The 23324-nt window shown below is 38.9% G+C and carries 26 protein-coding genes, 1 tRNA gene and 1 other annotated feature; of the genes, 10 read left to right on the top strand and 17 right to left on the bottom strand.

Annotation, left to right across the window (positions count from 1 at the left end):
* Nucleotides 1–3 precede the first annotated feature (3 nt).
* The 8 genes from QR40_RS15885 to QR40_RS15850 all read right to left on the bottom strand — a co-directional run bounded on the left by QR40_RS15885 (nucleotide 4) and on the right by QR40_RS15850 (nucleotide 6852).
* The gene (locus QR40_RS15885; protein ID WP_027294217.1) at nucleotides 4–1200 is read right to left on the bottom strand and encodes a type II secretion system F family protein; all 1197 of its coding nucleotides are present in this window, start codon (nucleotides 1198–1200) and stop codon (nucleotides 4–6) included.
* A gap of 10 nt (nucleotides 1201–1210) precedes the next feature.
* Nucleotides 1211–1732 (bottom strand): type II secretion system protein, encoded by a 522-nt coding sequence (locus QR40_RS15880; RefSeq protein ID WP_044295949.1) that lies wholly within the window; start codon nucleotides 1730–1732, stop codon nucleotides 1211–1213.
* Nucleotides 1729–2151: a hypothetical protein gene (locus QR40_RS15875; protein ID WP_027294219.1), complete on the bottom strand. Its 423-nt coding sequence runs from the start codon at nucleotides 2149–2151 to the stop codon at nucleotides 1729–1731. The genes QR40_RS15880 and QR40_RS15875 overlap by 4 nt, the downstream gene beginning before the upstream one ends.
* Complete coding sequence (locus tag QR40_RS15870) at nucleotides 2144–2650, bottom strand: hypothetical protein (RefSeq protein ID WP_027294220.1); 507 nt, start codon at nucleotides 2648–2650, stop codon at nucleotides 2144–2146. The genes QR40_RS15875 and QR40_RS15870 overlap by 8 nt, the downstream gene beginning before the upstream one ends.
* A 354-nt stretch (nucleotides 2651–3004) precedes the next feature.
* Nucleotides 3005–4996, bottom strand: coding sequence for a ferrous iron transport protein B (gene feoB / locus QR40_RS15865; RefSeq protein WP_044295948.1), 1992 nt, complete (start codon nucleotides 4994–4996; stop codon nucleotides 3005–3007).
* Nucleotides 4980–5219, bottom strand: coding sequence for a FeoA family protein (locus QR40_RS15860; protein ID WP_027294222.1), 240 nt, complete (start codon nucleotides 5217–5219; stop codon nucleotides 4980–4982). The genes feoB and QR40_RS15860 overlap by 17 nt, the downstream gene beginning before the upstream one ends.
* A gap of 4 nt (nucleotides 5220–5223) precedes the next feature.
* Nucleotides 5224–6465 carry an FtsW/RodA/SpoVE family cell cycle protein gene (locus QR40_RS15855; protein ID WP_044295947.1) on the bottom strand — a complete coding sequence of 414 codons (1242 nt, stop codon included), beginning with the start codon at nucleotides 6463–6465 and terminating at the stop codon, nucleotides 5224–5226.
* A gap of 177 nt (nucleotides 6466–6642) precedes the next feature.
* Nucleotides 6643–6852, bottom strand: coding sequence for a DUF3006 domain-containing protein (locus tag QR40_RS15850; RefSeq protein ID WP_242858546.1), 210 nt, complete (start codon nucleotides 6850–6852; stop codon nucleotides 6643–6645).
* 170 nt (nucleotides 6853–7022) lie between these two features.
* Here QR40_RS15850 and QR40_RS15845 point away from each other — a divergent pair, with 170 nt between their 5' ends.
* From QR40_RS15845 to QR40_RS15835, 3 genes are read left to right on the top strand one after another with little or no spacing between them, the layout of a single operon-like run.
* Nucleotides 7023–7214 carry a spore coat associated protein CotJA gene (locus QR40_RS15845; protein WP_044289386.1) on the top strand — a complete coding sequence of 64 codons (192 nt, stop codon included), beginning with the start codon at nucleotides 7023–7025 and terminating at the stop codon, nucleotides 7212–7214.
* Nucleotides 7214–8086 carry a spore coat protein CotJB gene (locus tag QR40_RS32865; protein ID WP_330373788.1) on the top strand — a complete coding sequence of 291 codons (873 nt, stop codon included), beginning with the start codon at nucleotides 7214–7216 and terminating at the stop codon, nucleotides 8084–8086. Before QR40_RS15845 ends, QR40_RS32865 begins: the two co-directional genes overlap by 1 nt.
* Before the next feature lie 3 nt (nucleotides 8087–8089).
* The gene (locus QR40_RS15835) at nucleotides 8090–8716 is read left to right on the top strand and encodes a manganese catalase family protein (RefSeq protein ID WP_044295945.1); all 627 of its coding nucleotides are present in this window, start codon (nucleotides 8090–8092) and stop codon (nucleotides 8714–8716) included.
* A 156-nt stretch (nucleotides 8717–8872) separates the two neighbouring features.
* On the opposite strand, the gene QR40_RS15830 is transcribed toward QR40_RS15835, so the two are convergent.
* Genes QR40_RS15830 through QR40_RS15815 form a run of 4 tightly spaced genes read right to left on the bottom strand, consistent with a single transcriptional unit; the run spans nucleotide 8873 to nucleotide 11258 of the window.
* Nucleotides 8873–9532, bottom strand: a complete 660-nt coding sequence (locus tag QR40_RS15830; protein WP_044295944.1) for an HAD family hydrolase — start codon at nucleotides 9530–9532, stop codon at nucleotides 8873–8875.
* Nucleotides 9517–10062, bottom strand: coding sequence for a GNAT family N-acetyltransferase (locus tag QR40_RS15825; RefSeq protein WP_242858544.1), 546 nt, complete (start codon nucleotides 10060–10062; stop codon nucleotides 9517–9519). The genes QR40_RS15830 and QR40_RS15825 overlap by 16 nt, the downstream gene beginning before the upstream one ends.
* Before the next feature lie 8 nt (nucleotides 10063–10070).
* Entirely contained in the window at nucleotides 10071–10343 is a 273-nt protein-coding gene (locus QR40_RS15820; protein WP_027294228.1) for a hypothetical protein, read from the bottom strand.
* Nucleotides 10344–10385: 42 nt separating this feature from the next.
* Entirely contained in the window at nucleotides 10386–11258 is an 873-nt protein-coding gene (locus tag QR40_RS15815) for a YitT family protein (protein ID WP_044295942.1), read from the bottom strand.
* Nucleotides 11259–11418: 160 nt separating this feature from the next.
* Here QR40_RS15815 and QR40_RS15810 point away from each other — a divergent pair.
* Nucleotides 11419–11491, top strand: a tRNA-Ala gene (locus QR40_RS15810).
* A gap of 128 nt (nucleotides 11492–11619) precedes the next feature.
* Nucleotides 11620–12102, top strand: coding sequence for a hypothetical protein (locus QR40_RS15805; protein WP_027294230.1), 483 nt, complete (start codon nucleotides 11620–11622; stop codon nucleotides 12100–12102).
* Nucleotides 12103–12217: 115 nt separating this feature from the next.
* On the opposite strand, the gene QR40_RS15800 is transcribed toward QR40_RS15805, so the two are convergent.
* The 5 genes from QR40_RS15800 to QR40_RS15780 all read right to left on the bottom strand — a co-directional run bounded on the left by QR40_RS15800 (nucleotide 12218) and on the right by QR40_RS15780 (nucleotide 16330).
* Entirely contained in the window at nucleotides 12218–12730 is a 513-nt protein-coding gene (locus QR40_RS15800; protein WP_027294231.1) for a dCTP deaminase/dUTPase family protein, read from the bottom strand.
* A gap of 48 nt (nucleotides 12731–12778) precedes the next feature.
* Nucleotides 12779–13270, bottom strand: a complete 492-nt coding sequence (nrdG, locus tag QR40_RS15795) for an anaerobic ribonucleoside-triphosphate reductase activating protein (RefSeq protein WP_044295941.1) — start codon at nucleotides 13268–13270, stop codon at nucleotides 12779–12781.
* Between the two features lie 228 nt (nucleotides 13271–13498).
* Nucleotides 13499–14272: an ABC transporter ATP-binding protein gene (locus QR40_RS15790; RefSeq protein WP_044295940.1), complete on the bottom strand. Its 774-nt coding sequence runs from the start codon at nucleotides 14270–14272 to the stop codon at nucleotides 13499–13501.
* Nucleotides 14265–15149, bottom strand: coding sequence for an ABC transporter permease (locus QR40_RS15785; RefSeq protein WP_027294234.1), 885 nt, complete (start codon nucleotides 15147–15149; stop codon nucleotides 14265–14267). Before QR40_RS15785 ends, QR40_RS15790 begins: the two co-directional genes overlap by 8 nt.
* 38 nt (nucleotides 15150–15187) lie before the next feature.
* Nucleotides 15188–16330, bottom strand: coding sequence for an ABC transporter substrate-binding protein (locus tag QR40_RS15780; RefSeq protein ID WP_044295939.1), 1143 nt, complete (start codon nucleotides 16328–16330; stop codon nucleotides 15188–15190).
* A 125-nt stretch (nucleotides 16331–16455) separates the two neighbouring features.
* Nucleotides 16456–16725, bottom strand: a binding site (T-box leader).
* Nucleotides 16726–16964: 239 nt separating this feature from the next.
* Here QR40_RS15780 and QR40_RS15775 point away from each other — a divergent pair.
* From QR40_RS15775 to QR40_RS29930, 5 genes are all read left to right on the top strand, one after another.
* Nucleotides 16965–17495, top strand: coding sequence for a TetR/AcrR family transcriptional regulator (locus QR40_RS15775; protein ID WP_044295938.1), 531 nt, complete (start codon nucleotides 16965–16967; stop codon nucleotides 17493–17495).
* Nucleotides 17496–17591: 96 nt separating this feature from the next.
* Complete coding sequence (locus tag QR40_RS15770) at nucleotides 17592–18878, top strand: condensation domain-containing protein (protein ID WP_044295937.1); 1287 nt, start codon at nucleotides 17592–17594, stop codon at nucleotides 18876–18878.
* 366 nt (nucleotides 18879–19244) lie between these two features.
* Complete coding sequence (locus QR40_RS15765; protein ID WP_027294238.1) at nucleotides 19245–19745, top strand: hypothetical protein; 501 nt, start codon at nucleotides 19245–19247, stop codon at nucleotides 19743–19745.
* A 12-nt stretch (nucleotides 19746–19757) separates the two neighbouring features.
* Nucleotides 19758–21923, top strand: coding sequence for a YhgE/Pip domain-containing protein (locus tag QR40_RS15760; RefSeq protein ID WP_027294239.1), 2166 nt, complete (start codon nucleotides 19758–19760; stop codon nucleotides 21921–21923).
* A 32-nt stretch (nucleotides 21924–21955) separates the two neighbouring features.
* Nucleotides 21956–23320 (top strand): Ig-like domain-containing protein, encoded by a 1365-nt coding sequence (locus QR40_RS29930; RefSeq protein WP_052430883.1) that lies wholly within the window; start codon nucleotides 21956–21958, stop codon nucleotides 23318–23320.
* Nucleotides 23321–23324 lie beyond the last annotated feature (4 nt).

Raw genomic sequence — 23324 nt, 5'->3', positions numbered from 1 at the left:
TTTCTAAATCGTCTGATACATACCATATATCGGTATTAAGACGCTTGCCACTACCGAACCCACGATTATTGCTATAATAATCAGCATCACCGGTTCCATAATCGCCATCATCTTTTGCGTTGCACTTTCTGATTCTTCCTCATAATATTCTGCAAGCTTCAAAAACATCGCATCTAAATTACCGGATTCTTCACCAATATGAACCATGGACCACACCATACTGTCATACAATCCCTGTTCTTCTAAAGCCTGGGACAGGGATGTTCCCTTTTCCACCTGTTCTGTGGCTCTCTGCATTTTGAATTCCAGATACGTATTGGATATTACCGTACTGCAAATATCCATACAGCGTATAATTGAAATACCACTTGAGTATAAAATGCTCATACCATTGGCGAATCTGGATATTAATATTTTCTCTAAAAGCTTACTGATTAAAGGAATTTTCAATTTACTTTTATCATATTCTAAACGAAATCCCGGATCTCTTTTCAAAAAATGTATCAGTAAAATGATGCCAATAATGATGCCTAATGGAATATACCATTGGTTCTTTAAAAATACACTAAGTTTCATATAAAATGAGGTAAGGGGATTGAGATCCTGCCCCTCAAACATTGTAAAAAACTGTGGAAGTACGACCGTAAATAAAAGAATTATTACAGCAACGGTTACCGACATCAATAGTATTGGATAGATCATAGCCGTTTGGATTTTCCCTTTTAAACGATAGTCCCGCTCATAATACTGCGCCATCTTTTCCATCACGATATCTAACGATCCACTGGCCTCTCCAGCCAAAACCATAGAAGAAAGAAGTGTCGGAAATGTTTTCCCCAGCTTCCTCATAGCATCATGCAAAGTCTCTCCTTTTTCTATCGCTTCTATCATGTGCATATAGCATTGTTTTTGTTTAGCTTTACGGCAGCGTTCATACAAAAGCTGAAGTGTAGTCAGCATATTCATTCCGGATGACAGCATAATAGCAAATTCCCGGCAAAATAATGCCACTTCCTTTGGTTTAAAGCGGTATTCCGACTGATTCTGTGCTTCGCGAAGCAGATCTGTTCTTGAAACGGATATACAATACCAATTCTGTTTATCTAAAAAAAGATAGAATTCATCATCCCCATTGGCTTCTATTTTGCCATTATGTATTTTTCCAGCCGCATCTTTTGCAGCGTAATTGTAAAGGATCATACCTGTCCCCCTAACTTTTTTCAGGTCCATAAAGTCTAATATAACGAACTTTTTCAATAACCGTTTTACCAGTATTTCTATTTATTAATGTTACCGTTAACTTACATACATTCTTTTCTGAAGGTGTAGCTGATTCTACAAAATCTTTTGCAATTTCTGCATGTATTTTCAACTTATTATTTATAAAATATTTATCATCATATACTAATCCTGGAATGACTTTGCAATCATCACCCAATACAATTTCCCGATATTCTCCCGTTTTGTACTGATAATAAATGCTGTCCGGACTGCCGGATTTTACTTTCACAGAACCTGAATAAGTGATCTGCTCATCGATGGCTGTAATAACGCTGTTCGCTATCTGGCTGGCATTACTTGCACTGATCACGTTCTGATAGGATTTAAACCATTGGGGGAGTATCGCTGCAACAGTTGTAAAGAAAACGGCAACTAATGTAACCGTTAAAATTACTTCTATTAGAGTAAACCCTTTCTTTCTATCTGATATTAAACACAAATTAATCTTCATGACCCATCACCACTTTCAGACTCTACAACCCGTTGAAACTTTGCAAGCGTTGAATCTATAGTACCTTCCGAATCACCACTTAATGGCTTTACTAATTTTACCTTTGTATTTACTTTTATCGGTTCCACACCAGTACTGCCATCCTTTGAAAGTATAAAAGTCATATCAATATCACTTTTAATTGTTGTCAGTTCATTTCCAAGTTCTAAATTATTTATCTGATGATTCAGGTTTTTCTGAATGGTATTATTTTTAATCAGAATACGATTCGCATTAGAAAATAAAACAGCAACTAAAACCATTGTCATTGCAAATAACGCCAAACTGGTTATTAACTCAATCATCGTTTCGCCCCGGTTATTTAAACATACATTTCTGAGGCGGGAGAAACTTTTCACCTTATGAATCAGATTATTCATTATCACTTGACACCACACCTTCACATTTTATTAAAGTGTATTTTGTTTGTTCAGGCAAACTTTTATCTTGCAGGTAAATTGATGTAATACAATAGTCTCTGGCTTTATAGTTTATAGTTATCTGCGCTTTGATACGATTTTTTTGAGTGACGCTTGCATTTGTATCCCTTGCAAACTTAATCGATACGTCTATTTTATTCCCATTACTATCTTCCAGATTATTAGTACCTAAAACGGCAGTCATACCGGACACTTCTGTCCCTTCTTCTTCCAGACAGGCATCCAGATTAAATTCTCCGCCTTGTATCATACCATCAACAATTTCATAAATAGAATTCACATATTGGATCGCCTGTTCATTCGCTAACTGCCCTCTGGAATTATATGTATTTGCAGATGCCGCGGCTAACACATTAAATCCAATAACAGCAAGTACCATGAAGATACAAATTGCCAGAAGCATAGATGCTCCTTTGTTTTTTGCAAGCGCTTTTCTCACTTCTGGATCATCCTCTCCACTAAGTTCTAATATTATAATTATAGCACAGACACAAATTTAATCAATCAAATTTAAGTTGAATTCCTACAATTTTATCTATATTTCGACCATAATAAACATTAATTACAGGAAATACCTGTTTTATAGAAATACTGAGAAAATATGGTAAAATATTTTACCAGTTATTTACAATTATCTAATCAAATTTTACTTTTCAGATATCCCCGGTCTCTTCCCATCCATTATACTGCAGCTATAACACCATTAATACATCATCAATTGACAGAATAAATCAAATATTCTAATATTCTGAACAAAAAGATGAAGCATCCCACGGCGCTTCATCTCCATTCTTTAAAATATCCGACTTCCAACCTGATATACCAGTACTGCCAGCCCCCAAGCCAGCAATAACTGGAATAATACCATCTGTAACGTAAACTTCCAGGAATTTGTCTCTTTTTTTATTGTTGCCACTGTAGCTGCACAAGGCGTATACAAGAGGCAGAAAATCATCAGAGCATAGGCATTTACCATGCCAAACCCCGCACTTCCAAGATTATCGATAATCTGTGCCATTCCCGCAGCAGAATTGGCATTTCCAACACCAAACAATACTGCAAAACTGGATACTACAACTTCTTTAGCAGATAAACCAGCTATCAGGGAAACCCCAATCTGCCACATACCTAATCCGGCAGGAGCTAAGACCGGCTCCATCCATTTGCCGATCATGGCACCAAAACTTAAGGAAACATCCTCGACCATACCGCTAAAGTTAAAGTTTAATATAAACCAGATCACAATGGATGCTATAAAAATAGTAGTTCCTGCTTTTGTAAGATAGTCCTTTACTTTTTCCCATACATATATAAATATTGTACGTGCATTGGGCAATTTATATTCCGGCAGTTCTATCAGCAAAGACTGACTTTTTCTCTTGTTCGAATCTAATTTATTCTTCACAAGGGCAATTAGAATACCAATTACCATTCCGATCACATACATGGAAAATGCAGCTGCCATCGCATATTTACCAAAAAACATATCTGCAAATAATACGTAAATAGGAAGTCTGGCTGAACATGACATAAAAGGGGTAATCAGAATCGTCTTTTTCCGGTCTTCTTCCCGCTCTAACGCTCTGGTCGCCATAATAGCAGGAACGCTGCATCCAAATCCAAGAATCATCGGTAAAAATGCCTTGCCCGATAAGCCCGCTTTTCCCATAAGTTTATCCATTACATATGCCACACGAGCCATGTAACCGCTGTCTTCCAGAATAGCTAACGCCAGGAAAAGAATAAAAATATTAGGTAAAAATGTAAGAATACCGCCTACACCTGCTATAATACCATCCACAACCAGAGAAATCAGCCAGTCTGCCGCTTTTATATTTAACAGAAGACTATGTACAGCATCCGAAAAAGCTCCCAAACCGATTTCAAATACACCTTTCAGTGCATCCCCCACAACAAAAGTCAGAAAAAAGACAAGTGCCATAATGCCAAGAAATATAGGAACACCCCATATGCGGTGTGTCAGTATTTCGTCAATCCGGTCAGTAGATGCTGCTTTTTCATTTCGATAAAACAAACACTCCTCCATGACCTCTTCTATATAGTCATATTTCTGATTAATAATTTCTTTTTCGTAACTGCGGTCCACCACACTATTTGTTTCTTCCATATACTGAACCATTAATTCTTCATCTTTTTCCAAAAGCTTGATTGCCATCCACCGTTCATTATGAATCTTCGGATGATTAACTTTCAGAATTTCCTGTATTTTTGCTATCTTTTCTTCAATATCATCAGAATAGTGAATCACCTGCTCATTTGGTCCTTCTTCATAGTGATGCTTTACCGCATGCATCAATACATCCAAACCGGTTCGTTTTCTTGCTGAAACGGGTACGACCGGAATCGCTCCCAGTAATTCGGGCAAACGATGCAGATCTATTTCCATGCCACGCTCTTCTACAATATCCATCATATTAAGAGCCAGAATTACAGGTTTACCAAGTTCCAGCAGCTGTGTGGTCAGATAGAGGTTCCGTTCCATCGCAGATGCATCCACAATATTCACGATTACATCGATATCTTCTTCCATGATACATTTTCTGGTTACTTTTTCTTCGATTGAATAGGATGTCAGGCTATAAATACCGGGTGTGTCTATGAGTTTGATATGCTGGCCTCTGTAGTTTGTTTGACCTTCCTTACGTTCCACCGTAACGCCCGGCCAGTTTGCCACTTTCAGATTCGCACCTGTATACGCATTAAACAACGTGGTCTTGCCACAATTCGGATTACCTACGAATGCCACATTAATTGTCTGTTTCATTTTGCCACTCCTCTGCCTCAATCCCTGATGCAAATTCTCTTCCCAGCGCCCATCTAGTGCCCCGCACTTTGATAATCACTGCTCCGTTCTTTTTCATGTTCATGATTTTTACTTTTGTGCCTTCGAATATACCCAGTGCTTCCAGTCTTCTAGTGATTCCCTCATCCAAGTGAAGTCCTGCCACTACATAAGTATCTCCTATTCTTCCATCGGATAATATCATTTGTTTAACCTCTCACCGTAAATTGATTCCCTTCTTTTGTTTCTTCTTCCTGCTCTTTAAACTTAATCTGCCTGGATACACTTAGTGCCAGTGCCATCTCTGCCATCAGGAACATGACAGAGGTACCTCCGTAACTAACAAAAGGAAGCGTAATACCTGTTGTTGGAATCAGATTAATTACAACCGCTATATTTAATACAACCTGTAATGCGATATGGGCAAATATTCCGGTTGCAATCAGAGATCCCAACAGGTCCGGTGCATTTTGCGCAATAAATAAAAGCCTGTACAACAGAAAAATAAACAAAATGGTAAGCATCGCTGCACCAAAAATACCAAGTTCTTCACATACAATTGAGAAAATCATATCATTCTGGGCTTCCGGCAGTGATCCTAATTTCTGAGCACTATTGCCCAGTCCCTTTCCAAAAAGACCTCCGGAACCAATGGCATACAATGCCTGCATAACCTGATAACCGCCCAGACTGGAATAGGTTTCCGGCTCTAACCAAACCAAAATACGATTAATACGGAAATTATCCGAATTCTGAACTGCCGATGCAAGATAAGCAACCAGTAATCCGATTAACGCTGCCATACTACAGCCGCCTATGACAAAGGGAAGGGTCTTCGGATGAGCAATAAAAATTAAAATCACCGTAATTCCAGCAATAATAATTGCCGTACTCAGGTTCTCCGTAAACACATATGTAAATAAAGAAGTTGCAGCACCGAATCCAATTACAATCATAGGTGCCTTCAATCCTTTCATATTCTTTCCGAGTTTCACTATTAAGAAGGGCAGAAACAATATAACTGCCAATTTGGCGAGCTCTGCCGGCTGGAAAGACAATGCACCCAGAAAGATCCAACGCCTCGCCCCATTAATGGTTCTACCTACAAACTTCGTAGCAATCAGCAAAATATTTGCAATAATGTAAATAAAAAGTGCAAACTTTGCATAAAAATGGTAATCGATCTGGGAAAACAGTAATACGATTATAAGACAGACCGCACTGATGATTGCCTGCTTTCCAAAATAATACATATCTGTACCAAATTCTATCTGTGCTTCATATGCACTTGTACTATATAACATAACCAATCCAAAACAGGTAAGCAGGATAACACTTGCCAAAAGGTTATAATCGTAATACCGAAAATCTCCCTGTAATCTTTTTCTTATTGATTTTCTTTTTTTTGCCGGTTGATTTGCTCGTCCTGCATTTCTCGTTTTCTGAACCATTTATAAACTCCTTAATTCCACTTATAACTGCATTTCATTTTGTCTATGGATTATAATACCACATTCCCCTGAAAATAGGAAGCTTGAATTCCTGTCAATTGAAAGGTTTTTAGCCATGGCTAACAATACCCTTTTATTCGTCAGGAACAGTCCAGCCAGGTATCTATTTTTTCTACATTATTTTTGAAACAAACGCGAAAAACGCTCCTCCATCCGTTTTTTACGCTGAACGGTCTCTTCCTCTAAAATAATATATTCCCCATTTTCATTTAATTCCAGACAACTGCCCTCTTTACAACCGGATGGCAGTTTCTCTATCGGAATATTGATCATTGTCTTATCTTCCATTTCACACACTGCGTATTTTTTTTCGATTCTGTCTATCACAAACATTTTTTCAACCTCTCTCCTATTTGGACATCCTGTCCGTCCAAATGCCGTTTTCTTTATTTTATCACATTTCATGATTATTACAAACTTTATCCGTAATATGACACGTTTTTAAAGGTATTTCATAAGATAATATTGAAATTAAGATTAATGAAAAAGGAGACTTTATGAATAATTGTACACCTTGTGATTATAAAACAACAAGACCTTGTACTTGCCTGGAAGATATGCCGGTAGCAATGGCTTACGTACCATGGCAAACATTTCAAGATAAGTTCGAACTGTGTAAGGCCCTTGAGGTTGGTACTATCTTCCCGGAACTTTGCAAACCATTTTGCGGAAAGAGAGGTTGCCGTTAATGAATAATTGGAGAAATGGAAATTTTAACAATATGAACCAGCGCCAGTCTTGCCAAAACATGTACAGACCGGACAACAGACCTCAGATGAGACCTGATTGCGGTTCTCAGCGTCCCTGCCAGCCACAGATGAAACCAGATTGTGGCTGCCAGCGCCCTGAAAGACCTCAGGTAAAACCGGACTGCGGCTGCCAGCGTCCCTGTGAACCAGTAAAACCGGACTGTGGATGCCATCGTCCTGAAAAACCTCAAATGAAACCAGACTGCGGCTGCCAGCGCCCTTGTGAACCAGTAAAACCGGACTGTGGATGCCATCGTCCTGAAAAACCTCAGATGAAACCGGACTGCGGCTGCCAGCGTCCATGTGAACCAATAAAACCGGACTGTGGATGCCATCGTCCTGAAAAACCTCAAATGAAACCAGACTGCGGCTGCCAGCGCCCCTGTGAACCAGTAAAACCGGACTGTGGATGCCATCGTCCTGAAAAACCTCAGATGAAACCGGACTGCGGCTGCCAGCGTCCCTGTGAACCAGTAAAACCGGACTGCGGATGCCAGCGTCCTGAAAAACCTCAGGTAAAACCGGAATGCAGACCAGAACCACCTTGCCCAAAAAAGTCAAGGGAAGAATTGATGTGCTATATAAATGAAGTAAGTTTCGCTGTAAATGATATGGTTCTGTATTTAGATACTCATCCATGTGATGAAAAAGCACTGGCTTTTTGTAAAGAACATGTTAAAAAACGTGACAAAGCATTAAGAGAATATGCTGCCCTTTACGGTCCGCTTACCATTGATACCACGGATGATGTAAAGAGTAAAACCTGGGAATGGGTAATGCAGCCTTGGCCATGGGAAAGGGGGAAATGTTAACCTATGTGGAATTATGAAAAACGATTACAATATCCTGTAAATATTAAGACTCCAAATGCTAAAATTGCCCAGATTATAATGAGTCAGTACGGTGGACCTGATGGTGAAATGGGCGCCTCCATGAGATATCTTTCCCAGCGTTTCACAATGCCCAACAGAAAAGCAATGGGCGTTTTAAACGATATCGGAACAGAAGAACTGGCACATTTAGAGATGGTGTCCACAATTGTTCATCAGTTGACCAAAAACCTGTCAATGGAAGAAATTGAATGTTCCGGTTTTGCACCTTATTACGTTGACCATACAGTTGGGATCTGGCCGCAGTCTGCAGGAGGAGTTCCTTTTAATGCATGTGAATTCCAGTCTAAAGGGGACCCGATCACTGACCTTCATGAAAACCTTGCTGCTGAACAAAAAGCAAGAACTACCTACGATAATATTCTCAGACTTGTAAAAGATCCGGATGTAATCGATCCAATCCGTTTCCTGCGTGCAAGAGAAGTCGTACACTATCAAAGATTCGGTGAAGCACTTCGTACGGTTCAGGATGAACTGGACTTTAAAAACTTCTATGCATTTAATCCGTCTTTTGATATGCCGACAAAATGCAGTTGTGATTCCTGCAAATAATTGATCTATAGGGGCGGTTCATCCGCCCCTATTTATCCCTAACGATCCTGATGATCTATTTATATTTTTAAATTATGGATTTCATACCGGATTGACGAAATTAATTCCCCAACATTCTATAACTTATGCCGGATTGAATAACTTTTTCAAATCTGTCTACACACTCCACGCTTCCTGGAAATATTCCCGTACTTGGATCAGGGAAGGGAATATTTTTAAACTTATTTTTATCATTTCGTCATTTGGCTTAATCAGATCAGGAACCATGATAGGTTTCATACCCGCACGATGGGCTGCACGCATTCCGTTTAAGGAGTCCTCCAGTACATAGCAATCTTCTGCACTCACTTGCAGCATTTCGCAGGCTTTCAGGAAAATGTCAGGTTCCGGTTTGCTTTTTTGAACCATATCTCCACCGGCTATCACCTGGAAATAATCCCGGATGCCTGCCATATTTGCTTCATCCTCTAAAATTTCAATTTTTGTAGATGAAGCAACTGCGATATTACAGTTATTTTCTTTTAGAAATTGTAACAGCTCTAACAACCCTTTTTTGAGCGGTATACCATCTTTATTTAATTTGTTATTAAAGTTAATCAGCATCTCTTTGTTGTATTCGTCATAGGGGAAATCCGCACCATATTTATCACAAAATATTTTGCGCGTTGCAAGATTTGTAGTGCCGATACAGCGATAGCATAGGTCTCGCAAATCACCTAAACCATGTTTTTCGCCAACTTCAATCCAGGATTGGAGTATTAAGGTTTCTGTGTCTGCAACTGTTCCGTCCCAATCAAATATTACTGTCTTTTCCATATATACTCTTTCCCTTCGTAGGTTTTTGTACCACCATTGCACTCATATGGGATATTTTTTACAAATTGAAATCCCAGCTTAGTCATTACATTCTTAGAAGCCGGGTTTTCTATTGCATGTCTTCCTACAATTTCTTTAATATTTAATTCTTCTGCTGCAAACCGGATAATTTCTTTCATTGCTTCTGTTGTGTATCCATTTCCCCAGGTTTTTTTACTAAGGTTATAACTGATTTCGTATTTATTGTATTCTTCTTCTAAATAGATCAATCCGGTTCCTATTAGTTCACCAGTGTCTTTTCTCACAAATGCCCAGCGATACCAGTCATCCGCATCCTCTTTCCCGGTTTCAAAGATCAGCCATTCTATCGTTTTTTTGATTTCATTATGGCTTGTCCAAAACATATATTTTGCAACATCCGGATCATTTTCCCATCCCTGGAATACAGCTTGTGCATCGTCCATGGAAAAAGATCTCAGTAGAAGTCTTTCGGTTTCTAATATTGGTGTTTTCATTTTTCTTTTCTCCATAGTCATTATTAATAGGTTACTTGTTTCCAGGTTTCTTCTTGGTTTTTGTACTCTTCATTTAACCAGTCCACTACCTGATCCAGACTTTGATCACTTGCTTCGAATTCTTTAAACTGCTTTTTCTCATCCGGAGTAACATCCGAGCAATAAGGCCCCGCCCAGATTGATACTATAAGAACTTTTCCAACGAGCTCAATTTTATATCTCATGCCCTGGTAACTTCCGGTACAGGCTTCTTTTTTTAAAAAATTTAAATTAACGATATCTTTTTTATCAATCATAATATGTAAACAAACTCCTTTTAAGCATATTTATATTTATCGCTATCTTTGCTTTGTAATCGGTTTGAACCCTTCTCCCAGCACCTGGTCTGCTTCCGTTACAATCATAAAAGCGTTTGGATCTTCATTATATACTATGGTTTTCAACTGGTGATATTCTTGAATACGTACCACACACAGCAAAACCAGGGAATCTTTCTGGCTGTATGCACCTTGTCCTTTAATAAAGGTGGCACTTCTCTCCAACTCTTCAATTACTCTGCCTGCAATAGCTTCATTTTTATCTGACATAATCACTACCTGTCTTCCCTTATCCAGACCATAGATCATTCCATCAATCACTTTTGTCTGACAAAACAGAGCTACCATTCCAAATAAGCCGGATTCAATATTTCCAAATACAATGATGGAGAGGCCAAGTATAATGCAGTCCACCAGCATCAGGGCGCTGCCGATCTGCACATGAGGAAATTTTCTTTCAATCAGACAGGATATAATATCAGTACCTGCAGTGGTAGATCCTCTGTAAAAAATAACACCCAGTCCGAATCCCATGCAAACTCCGCCAAAGATGGCACCCAGCATGCGGTCGCCTGCATACTGTGGGAAATATGGTGTTACTAAATAATCCAGAATTAAACTGCTGATAATCAGAGTACGAAGGGTTTTAAATGTAAATTTCTTACCCAGATACCGAAATGCCAGATAGATGATGGGAATATTAATAACCAGCGTCATGGTTCCGATTGGAAGTCCCCAGAGGTATTTTATGAGAATTGCAATGCCGGATACACCTCCCGGCGCAATATTGGCCTTTTCAGCAAAATAATATATACCAATCGCCAGCGCAAAAGAACCGATGATGTCAAATATAGTATCTATGATGATTTCCTTATAATTCTTTTTTAGCTTCATAGTTTACCTTCTCTCTTTTTCGTGATTCAAATATTAAAGTCCGGATATGTGATTCAGTATTCATAGTCTAACATAAAGAAATCCGGCTTTCAATGAAAAGAACTTGTAACAAAGCATATTTATCTTGAATATTTTAATTTAAGTACTATAATAAGGTTATGGGGACATAGCTCAGCTGGGAGAGCGTTCGCTTCGCATGTGAGAGGCCGCGGGTTCGAATCCCGTTGTCTCCATATTACCAACTCATCATATATATATCCAATGATATTCAAAACTTCTATAGCTTAACTTAAGCTATTCTTAAGACCTCATTCCAAATAATGGTGTATAATTAATATAATTTAGAAAGGGGGCTTTACACTTGCGAATTAGTCATTGTATTCCATTTTACAAACCAATCATTCCGGATAACATAAAGGATAAAATATGTTTTTCCGCGACTGAGTCTTTAACACGAGATGAAGCTATCTGGTATAGTTATGCTTTGATGATAGTTGCTGAACAATTGGAAAAAGAAGAAATTGATCTCAATTCACTCACTGCAGTTACTGTAATATTTACAATAAATGGTATTCTCTCTATCGATGGGGAGTGCTCTACAGGAGAAAGTGTTTATTTAGACCTTATCATCTATTCTATGAGACACATTCGATCCATTTCATCACGGAAACTGGTTCTTTTCAAATTTCTTGAAGGACTGATCAGACATTTTTGGCAATTGGAAGATGATTCTATGGTAAATAGCAAGGTAAGGCAGTTAATGCAATACATAGAAAAAGATTTTTCCTCAGGAGATTTACTACATAAATTTGAAGCAGCCGAACTTCAGGAGATGTACAGTTAAGCAAAGTTCCTTCTATCGGCTGCTGTAATCTTATTTTAATAGATAGAAAAAGAATATCCTGTTTTCATTGATACTTCCCGTTATGGAAAGGCATCAATAAAAACGGATATTCTTTTTATTTTGTTGTGCTTCCAAATCCGCCATTTCTGAGCTCGGTTGCATCATCGTCTACTGTTATCCCATATTCTACGAAAATCCCCTGCATAAAACCAGTTCCGGCATCTACCGTAATTGCCTTTCCCTCATTGCTGTCATTAGTTATTTTCGAAAATATATGGCCTTCATTGTCTGAATAAAAGTAGTCACTATCTATAATTCCTACTGTATTATTAAGCTGAAGACGGAATTTAAATCCCAATCCGCTTCTGGGATAACATTTTAATACCCAGTCTGCGTTCATTTCTACACGGATACCGGTTGGAATTTTGATTGTCTGACCGGGATTCAGTGTAAATGTAAAGGGACTGTAGAAATCATATCCGGCAGAACCTGTGGTTGCTCTCTTTGGTAGTTTAATTTCTTCATATATGCGTTTGACTTCTGACTCAGATGCTGACGGAAATCCATCTTTGTACCCTTCCTCAAACTGCTTATAACTTACTTTATGAAATTTCGCTATTCTCTGCATTTAATTCTCCTATACTGTGTTCCTATTGTTATGTAAATATGCTGCTGACTATTCGCAGTGCAGAACAGTTTTACCCAGTTTCAGTGATTTTTGAACATCAATTACCCGTTGGTTAGAACTGCCTCTCCAATGCAGCTGTTTCGATTTCTTATCACAATCAAATTCTCCATCAACCAGAACATCCAGATATTTCATTATAGAGGAATCTCTGATACTCTCCCAGGCCGATCCGGTATAGAGCCAGATTGTTTTTAAAGGAAATTTATTCCGTATTTCTTTTGCCAGCTCTTCTACGTCTTTTTTATTTTTTGAATGCAATGGATCTCCACCACTGAAAGTGATACCGGATATGTAAGTCTTCTCTAATTCAGCAAATAATTCTTTCTTAGCACTTTCGTCAAAAGTTACACCGCCATTTGGATCCCAGGTTATCGGATTGTGACAATCCTTACAGCAATGGGAACATCCGGATACCCAAAGTACTACCCGCAGTCCGTCTCCATTTAGCATATCGTCTTTTGTAATATTATGATACCTCACGTCTATCGTCCTTTCAGTAACAATATTTAGTAAAAATTTTATAATTGCACACCATATCGTGTTTTTACGCCAGTGATTATCTTACCATTTTCATTCCCTGACGTCAAGACTTAAATCCCTTGTTTGGATTCGGACGGATTGATTTCTGATTAAAAAATATAATTTAAATAGCAAGAAAACCGGAGAACAAAGCGCTTCCTGGTATCCGCACATTTCTCCGGTAAATTTTTAATTTCCACATTCGATACTGATCTCATTAAACAAATCCAGGATCTCTTCTACTTCTGTTGTTTCTTTTGCGTTCCCTTTTTTATCAAGAATTACATTTCCCTGATGCATCATAATCAGACGGTTGCCATACTCTACTGCGTATCTCAGATTGTGCGTTACCATGATTGTTGTGAGATTTTTTTCTTTTACAAGCTTCCCTGTTAATTCCATAATAATCTCAGCCGTCTTGGGATCCAGTGCAGCGGTATGTTCATCCAGGATTAAGAATTCGATAGGTGTCATGGTAGACATTAAAAGTGCCATAGCCTGGCGCTGTCCCCCGGAAAGAGCTCCTACCTTCACATCCAGTTTATCTTCCAGCCCCAGATTCAGCTGGCGCAGACTATCTCTGTAATGATCAATTCTTTTTTTATTGATGCCTGGCTTCAAGTTGTACTTTTTTCCTTTGTTGTCAGCCAGTGACATATTTTCAAGAATCGTCATAGTTGGGCAGGTACCCATAGACGGATTTTGAAAAACCCGGCCAATGCGCTGATGCCGTTTAAAATCCCTTGCACTGGTGATATCTTTCCCATTCATCAGTATGCTGCCCGAATCAATATCTATGCTGCCGCAGATAATGTTCAGCATGGAGGTTTTACCGGAACCGTTGCTGCCGACAACGGATACAAATTCTCCCTGTTTCACCTCAAAATTAAAATTTTCAAAAAGACACATTTCATTGATCGTACCGGGATTATAATATTTATTAATATTCTTTAATTCAAGCATGTGCCTTCACCTTCTTCTTCCTGTCCATACTGATCACTAATATTACAAAAAACAGTACCGCCGTGATTAATTTCATGTCATTTGCCCCAAAACCAAGCTGCATTGCAATTGCCACACACGCCCTGTATAAAATTGCTCCTACAATGACAGCCGTAGTATTATTCACTTTCGGGATAAATTTACAGAGATTTACTCCGATGATAACGCTGGCAAGACCAATCACCATGGTGCCGGTACCGATTGAAATGTCAAATACCCTCTGCCACTGTGTATAAACACAACCGCTAAGTGCCACAAGACCATTAGCAATAGCCAGACCCAGAATCTTAACCTTTCCGCTGTCTTTTGCCAGGACTGTCACCAATGCATGATTATCACCTGCTGCGCGGAGTAAAAAACCGGATTTCGTCTTCATATAGGCATCTAATAAAAGCTTTACCACCAATGCCACAATTACAATAATGATTAAAGTCTGATAAGGTACCAGGAATTCCGGTACAATTTTCGTTAAGAATGAATTATCAAACATATTGTCCATACTAAAGATCGGAACATTTGCTTTGCCTGCAATTTTAAGGTTAATGGTATATAACGCAGTCATCATGATGATTCCCGATAACAGATCGCGGACTTTAAATTTTACATGAATGATGCCCGTAAGCATACCAGCCAGTGCTCCGGCTGCAAATGCGATGGGAAGGGTCAGATAAGGATTTACCCCATTCACCATCAGAGTAACTGTTACCGCCGCCCCCAATGGAAAACTTCCGTCTACTGTCAAATCCGGAAAATCTAATATTTTGTAAGTAATGTAAATGCCTAAGGTCATGATGGCATATATGATTCCCTGTTCTAAAACACCTATTAGTATGGACATATCTTTACCTCTGTTATCCTACGATTTTTGATTATCTTCTATTGTGCTGTAATTTCTGTGAAAGTTTCTACTGCTCTTCCTTTTGTATCATCACTGATTGTAATTCCAAGATTCTCTGCTACTTTGGTATTCAGGTACAGACTGCTTTCTGTAATTGTTTCAAATTTCATATCATCAGCTTTTGCTTCGCCTCTTAACACTTTTGCAGCCATTCTTCCGGTCTGTTTACCAAGTTCAATATATTCAATTCCTTCTGATGCCATACAGCCAATTTTTACCTGCTCTATCTCACTTCCGAATACCGGGATGTTTTTCTTAGATGCCTTATCTAATATAGTAGGAAGTGCGCTTACAACGGTATTATCTGTCAAATTGTTCAGGCAGTCTACCTTCGCTAATAATGTATCCGCTGCAGACGGAACATCGGCGATTGTTGCTACTCCGGCTGTTTCCAGGGTAAAGCCGTATTTATCTACTAAGGATTCATATTCTTTGATACTGCTTTCTGAATTTACTTCACTGGTTGTATATAAAATACCGATGGTTTTCGCTTCGGGAAGCATTTCACGAATCATTTTCAGCTGTGCTTCCACAGGAAGTTTATCACTGGTACCTGTTACGTTTCCGGATGGCATCTGGTCCTCTTTGGCTAGCTCTGCTGCAACCGGATCCGTAACGGCAGTATAAATGGTAGGAATATCTGTTTTCATTGCCGCATTATAGCATGCCTGGGCACTAGGTGTGGCAATCGCGCACATCAGATCTACTTTATTTGCTACAAACCCCTGTGCGATAGTATTAGCATTTCCCATATCTGCTTCTGCATTCTGATAATCCACCTCAAGGTTTTTGCCCTCTACAAATCCTTCTTCTGCAAGGCCTTCTAAAAATCCTTCACGGCAGTTCTCAAGGGAACCATGCTGTGCAAATTGAGCAATTCCAATTTTAAAGGAACCCTCCACTAAATCACCCGAAACCGTCTCTGCTGCACCACTGTCAGCCATTTTGGCACTGTCTGCAACCGTGGTTTCCTTGCTTCCTGATCCCGTTTCCGTTTTATTAGATCCACCTGTTGATGTGGAATCTGTGCCGGCAGAACCGGTGCCGGCAGAACCGCATCCTGTTGTTATTGCTGCTGCCATTGCCACGCTTAAAATTGTAACTAAAATTTTCTTTTTCATAATAAATTCTCCTTATTTTCATTAATTTTGATTAATAGTATCAAACAATCACAAAACTAATGGGAACGTTAATCTGATTTCTTTGTGATATTTATAAATACACTAAAAAACCGCCCCAAGCCTTCGCTTGAGACGGTAATAATATCGTATTATTATCGCGGTACCACTCAAATTAACATAATGTCCACTTTCGCATGTACTATCATACACTCCTGATTGATAACGGGTTCGGTTCCCGACAGTGCCTACTCTTTTAATACCGGATCACTCCACTATCTCTATTTCAGACTGCCCTCGAAAGTCCATTCGGCAAATCACTCAATACTGCAATCACACCACCTGCAGCTCTCTGGAATTTTGTTGATAAGCTTACTACTCTTTCTCATCGGTTTTGCTTTTTGTTTTTTTCATTCTAATACTAATTGGTGGGTGTTGTCAAGTGCTTTTTATATTATTTTTGCAGTTTCAACTTAAATATTCAGTTTATTGGATCTTTTGCAAAATTTTCTAGAGCGTGTTTTTGATAAAATAATTTTTCGCAACACCATTCATCTTCTTGACATAATATAAATACCGCCGTATAATAACATTGTTATATAACAATGTTATTATACAAAAAGGAGAAAACTAAATCATGCCCCCTAAATCAAAGCTTACCCGCTCAGATATTGTAGAAAAAGCTTTTTCCCTTACCAGACTCATGGGTTATGAAAATATTACTGCACGCTTACTTGCTAAGGAATTACAATGTTCTACACAGCCAATCTTTCATATTTTTAAAAATATGGATGAATTGAAAAAAGCATTATACGAAAAAACAAGAAACTATTTTACTGAAGTAATGCTTACCCCTTCTTCGGATCCCAATACTCCTCTTTTTTTAAGTATGGGTTTGCATTACGTAGCGCTTGCGCAAAAAGAAAAACATCTTTTTCAGTTGCTGTGCATGTCAGATAGTTTCCAATTGAATAGTATTTATCAGCTTGCCGAAGGAGTACCTGCATCAGTTGGTGCCGAAGTGTTTACTAAAATGTGGATATTTACACATGGCATCGCTTCCATTGCAGCCACAAATACCACAGATCTTCCGGAAGATGAAATCCGCAATTTGCTAATTGAAGTATTTAAAGACTTTTATAAAGGGCAATGGAATGAAATAATATAGGTATAAACTCAATATGTTACAGCCAGGCTTGCTTCTGCTGAAATAAAAACCCCGCTGACACATTTCAACAAGCTCATAAAAGAAAGGGCAGATGATATGGAAAACAAAAATAATGAAATTCGAAAAGAACGTACCCACTTATTCTCTCCAAACATAAATATTGCTATTTCCTTTTGCATACGGGAAAACCTTTGTATAGACACATTAAAATCAGCTATTGATAAAGCGGTTCAAAACAATGAGATTTTTTCCTGCCGTCTGGGGTTTAAAAAAAACGGTCAGGTGTTTTATGAACATTCCGGAAGATGCATCTATACTTTTCAAGTTTTAGAAGTCGACTGGATGGATGTCGTAATGAAGCAGGCATCCATACCTTTTGATTTGCCAGGCGGGGAGCTGATCCGTTTTTTCGCTCTGCCGGACAAGAATGGAACCCGCCTGCTTATAATCGCACATCATCTAGCAGGAGACGGATTATCCATCGCTTATTTAGCAGAAGATATCATGAATGCCCTGGCTGCAGAAACTCTGATTTATAAACCACTTCTGCTGCCGGATCGTAAGCTGATCCTCAAAAACTGCAGTTTAAATCCCATTATGCAGTTAATGGTAAACTTATTAAACCGAAGATGGAGAAAAACAGGTAACCCCTTTTCTTATGACGAATATCTTAACATGTTTAGAAAATATTGGTCCTGCCATGAAACAATTGCCTATACTTCAGCAATTCCGCCATCTCTGCTGCTAGCATTAAGAAGCCAGTCAAAAAAATATGGGATTACAATAAACAGCATTTTAATCACTGCTTTTATCAAATCAGCTAATGAACTGTCAGATGTGGGAATAGCTGCAAGCATACGCCCGGAACAATTCACCGGAATGGGAAATTATGCAACCGGTATCTCCATCCGCTACCGGTATGACACCAAAAAGGATTTTTGGAAGAATGCCCAGGCAGTGCATCAGCTCATATACCGGAAACTGAACAACCCTTACAAAAAATTCTTTCTTTTAAAATTTATGGATAGTTTAGAACCGGGCCTGATAGACTCAGCCTATTTTTCTGCTTATGGAGGATATCAGAACAAAACTTCCGCCATAATTCAAAATATGTTCGGTTACAATCATAATCCGAAAAGCATTAGTGTTACAAATTTAGGAAAGCTTCCTATATCAGCACAATATGGGGATTATCATATTTCCGATTTTATTTTTCTTCCGCCCCTTGTTCCGAATGCAAAGCGCCTGTTTGGTATCGTTACTCTGGAGGATCAGATGTATATCACGATACATTTAGAAAAGAATGCGTCCCTGCCTGCAGAAAAAGTTTTCTTTGATAAGTCGGTGGAATACCTGCTTCAATTGACGGATAATAATACATAAGTATAATACTAAACCAATCATGTTTATTGTAACCGGGCGCAGCAGCCACTTCCCATTATCTGCTGCGCCGTCTCACTTCATTATTCACATCTTTTTCACTTCTATATTACCTGATTTCTAAAATAAACGAAAATACCCAAATATTTCAATTTTATCCTGGTGTGCTATTCCAATCTTTCACAATAATATTCCATTTACATGGAAAATATTGTGCTATTTCACTATTTCTCTTTTAAGATATCTAAATATAAACAAGCCATATCTTACTTCGAAACCAAAAACTGACGATTGGTCATTTTTGTATTGTATTGTGGATTCTTTCGTGCTAAAATATCCCTATCTTATTTAGAAAGGCAATGACGTTATATGGAAGACTTTAATCTTTTTTTAGATGAATTATTTCTGGATATGCCTGATACCAAAGAAACGAAAGCCGCTAAGCAAAATTTGCTTCTGTATTTACAATCTGATTATGAGCAGCGGATTCTTGAGGGAAAGACATCCAGACAGGCATTGATGGAATCTCTGATCTATTTTGGTGCCCGGGAAAATATTGATAAAGAAGTGGCACATCAGGAATTCATCGGTTCTTACAATCGCTTCCGTGAAAAATATCCGATGTTAATCCGGTGTGGATTTTTGGCTATTCTTATCATTCCGGCTGTTTTTTTAATACTTATGTTTAGCCTGGAATCAAAACTGAATTTTCTTACTGCCTGGATTGTTTCGATTATTCTTTCCTCCGGATATTTAATCTGTGTGGAATACATTGATTATCGTTATAAACAAAAACTCCACCTGAGTGAGCCGGAACCCGAGCTGGAAGGTGACGGCAGAGCGTATTTTAAAAATATCAGCAAATTATAATTGGAGGCTAAAATGAAAAAAATATTTAAAATTTATGTTCGGGATTTATCACGTCTAAGTAAAAATGTAATGGCAATGATTGTGGTAATCGGAGTCAGTATTATTCCTGCATTATATGCCTGGTTTAATATTGCAGCAAACTGGGATCCCTATGGAAGCACATCCGGCATCAAGGTTGCCGTTTCCAATGAAGATAGCGGATATAAAATGGATACGATGAATCTGGATGTAGGTTCACAGATTATCGATAATCTAAAAGCGAATGATCAGATCGGCTGGGAGTTTACAGATACGGCATCTGCCGTTGACGGAGTGAAATCCGGCAAATACTATGCTGCTGTAGTTATACCCAAGGATTTCAGCAGGAAAATATCCAGCATACTGTCAACGAATATTGAAAGCCCGAAGATACAATATTATATCAACGAAAAAAAGAATGCTATTGCGCCCAAGATCACGGATAAAGGTGTAGGCGTTATTCAGCAGCAGGTTAACAGTACCTTTATCAGCGTAGCTACCGAAACCATAGCAGGAATATTGAATACTACCACGGGGGATTTACAGGAAAACAGCAATACATTAATTGACCGTCTGATTAACGTACTACAGATTGTGGATTCGGATCTGAGCCAGTACAGTTCCACGATTGATGCCTTTTCAGAAACAATTGACGGTGTGACTACGCTGCTTTCCACAACAAAACTGACCTTGCCGGATATCAGTTCCACACTGGAAAACGGTACGCAGACAATTAACGATTCCCAGTCCGTGCTGGATACTTCTAAGTCCTCTTTAAACAGTGTAAACCAGTCATTCAGCAACGTATTGAATTCGGCGCAGGATATCTACGATTCCATTTCAAATACTGCCTCACAGGCCTTTGGTGATATTAATAATGATATCTCCGATGCTGCCCAGCAGCTTGCCCAGACAACCCAGCTTGCCCAGGCAATCATTGATATGAATACGAAAAATATTAATATACTGACAGACCTAAATGCCCAGCTGCCGGAACCCAAAGATGAAATCAACAATCTGATTGATAAACTTAATACATCCAGTCAGAACCAGCAGTCTATTATTGATAAAATAAATGCTACCAGTGAAAGTATAAAAAGTGCTTCTGACATCAGCAGTGAAACCCGTAATTCCATTTCTTCGGTAATTTCCGGCAGTAAAGATGACATTTCCGGTATCCGTACCTCTTATTTAAATTCGGTACAGCCGATGCTTGATAACCTGATGGATGAAATTACCAAAACTGGCAGTGACCTTTCCGGACTATTGCAGAGCACCAATGGCAGCCTCAGCAATCTGGACGGTATTTTTGACGGCATGAGCTCTTCCCTGACCTCAGGGCAAAAGGCTTTATCCAGCACAAAAGATGTGATCAGCAGTACACACGATAAAATACAGAATATAATTTCACAGTTAAATTCTGTGGGGAAAGATAAAAAGCTGCAGAAATTGATGGAGATTATACAAAATGACCCTGATCTTATGGGCAGTTTTATGTCATCTCCGGTACAGCTGGAAACTACTTCCTTTTATCCGATAGAAAATTATGGTTCGGCAATGGCACCTTTTTATACTACTTTAGCTATCTGGGTTGGCGGCATTGTTCTGGTTGCCATATTGAAAGTCCGGGTAGACGAAGATGAAAAACTAAAGAATTTACGCCCATCCCACTGTTATCTTGGAAGGTATCTGCTTTTCATGACATTGGGACTGATACAGGCATTTATTATCTGTATGGGGGATTTGTATTTCCTGGAGATACAATGCAGGAATCCGCTGCTGTTTGTGGCCGCAGGGCTGTTATCCAGCTTTGTATATACGAATATTATTTACACACTGACCGTTTCCTTTGGAGATATTGGCAAAGCACTGTGTGTCATTTTACTTGTTATTCAGATTGCCGGCGCGGGAGGAACCTTCCCCATTGAAGTGACCCCCCGGTTTTTCCAGAATGTATATCCATTCCTGCCATTTACTTATGGCATCAATGCAATGAGAGAGACGGTAGCCGGAATCTATGGCAGCAGCTATATCAAAGATCTGCTTCATCTTCTGGTATACGTTCCTCTTGCCCTGATGCTCGGTCTGATCTTACGCAAACCGCTGATCAGACTAAATGTATTCTTTGAAAAACGGCTTGAAGATACACATTTAATGTAAATATAAAAAATCAAATAAAGGGAGGATTTGTAATGAAGAAATTTAAAAAAAGGATGATGCTTTTTACCCTGGCTTTCTGCCTTGCTTATACAACGGGGCTGGTGGTATGTGCCGCCGAGAAGCCGGTCAACGGCGGGAGCAGTCCTAAATCTGCCGCTGTGTTAGAATACAATACCCGGTATATGGACCGCCTGGAAGGAACAATACCCCACAGCAAATGGTACCAGTTTACTACGAATAGCCAGGATGCATATTATAATATCACCTGTAAAAATTTAAGTATTCCTACTGGATTACTTGCGGTATCCCAACCCGATTTTGTACTTCGTACCGAAAACCTGATTGACCTCAAAAACAGCCGTATTCATCTGAAAGAAAATGAACAGGGTAATATCAATCTGAAATTAGAGAAAAATACAACCTACTATGTGTCGGTAAATCCGGGAATGAATCCCTCCAAAAATACCGGGCAGTACAGCATACAGATCAGCTGCCGTTACGACACTGTCAGCGATATTTCAAGCCAGGCATCGAATGCTGCACTTGGGCAAAAATACACCTCTTCCCTGGATGGCAACGGAGATATTGACTGGTATCAGTTTAAAGCTCCTTCAGACGGAACCTATCATATCAGTTTTACCAATCAAAATATTGAAACCAGTGCTTTAGATTCCCAGAAAGCTAATGTGTATCTTTGCACATCTTATGAAGAACAGCTCTATCAGCAGAGCGCGGGGAACGGGGAATCAAAGACATTCACCTGCAGCCTGTATGCCGGGGAAACTTATTTGCTAAAAATAACCATGGGAACGAATAAGCGTACCAATACCGGAGACTATTCCTTTAAGATCTGGAAAGATGTTCCAGTTTCTTCTGTAAATATAAAACAGGGAAAAACCATTACCCTGGTAAAAGGAAAAACAAAACAGCTCCAGGCAGTGGTTGTTCCCCTGTCAGCAACGAATAAATCAGTATCCTGGACTTCCAGGAACAAAAAAATAGCCACGGTCTCAAAATCAGGTAAGATTACCGCAAAAAATTTTGGAACTACGAAAATAACCTGTACATCAAAGCAGGAAAATAATAAAAAAGCAGTCTGTATGATAAAGGTTGTTCCGTCTAAAGGGAAAATATCCAGAATATCCAGTGTATCCGGTAAATCCCTGCATATCACATGGAAGAAGCAAACCGGAACCACTTCTTATCAATTATACCGCTCTGCCAATAAAAATAAAGGGTTTACCCGAATTGCAACCATAAAAAACAATTGCAGTTACACAGATAAAAAAGTAAAACCAAAGAAAGTCTACTATTATAAGATACGCGCCTGCAAAATCAAAGGAAATACAAAACTCTATGGTAAATTTTCTGATGTACGCTATGGTAGACTAAAATAAATAA

Source organism: Robinsoniella peoriensis, from assembly GCF_000797495.1.
GTDB lineage: Bacteria > Bacillota > Clostridia > Lachnospirales > Lachnospiraceae > Robinsoniella > Robinsoniella peoriensis.
Note: the sequence above shows the minus strand (reverse complement) of the source record. Positions and strands in the feature narration are given on the sequence as shown.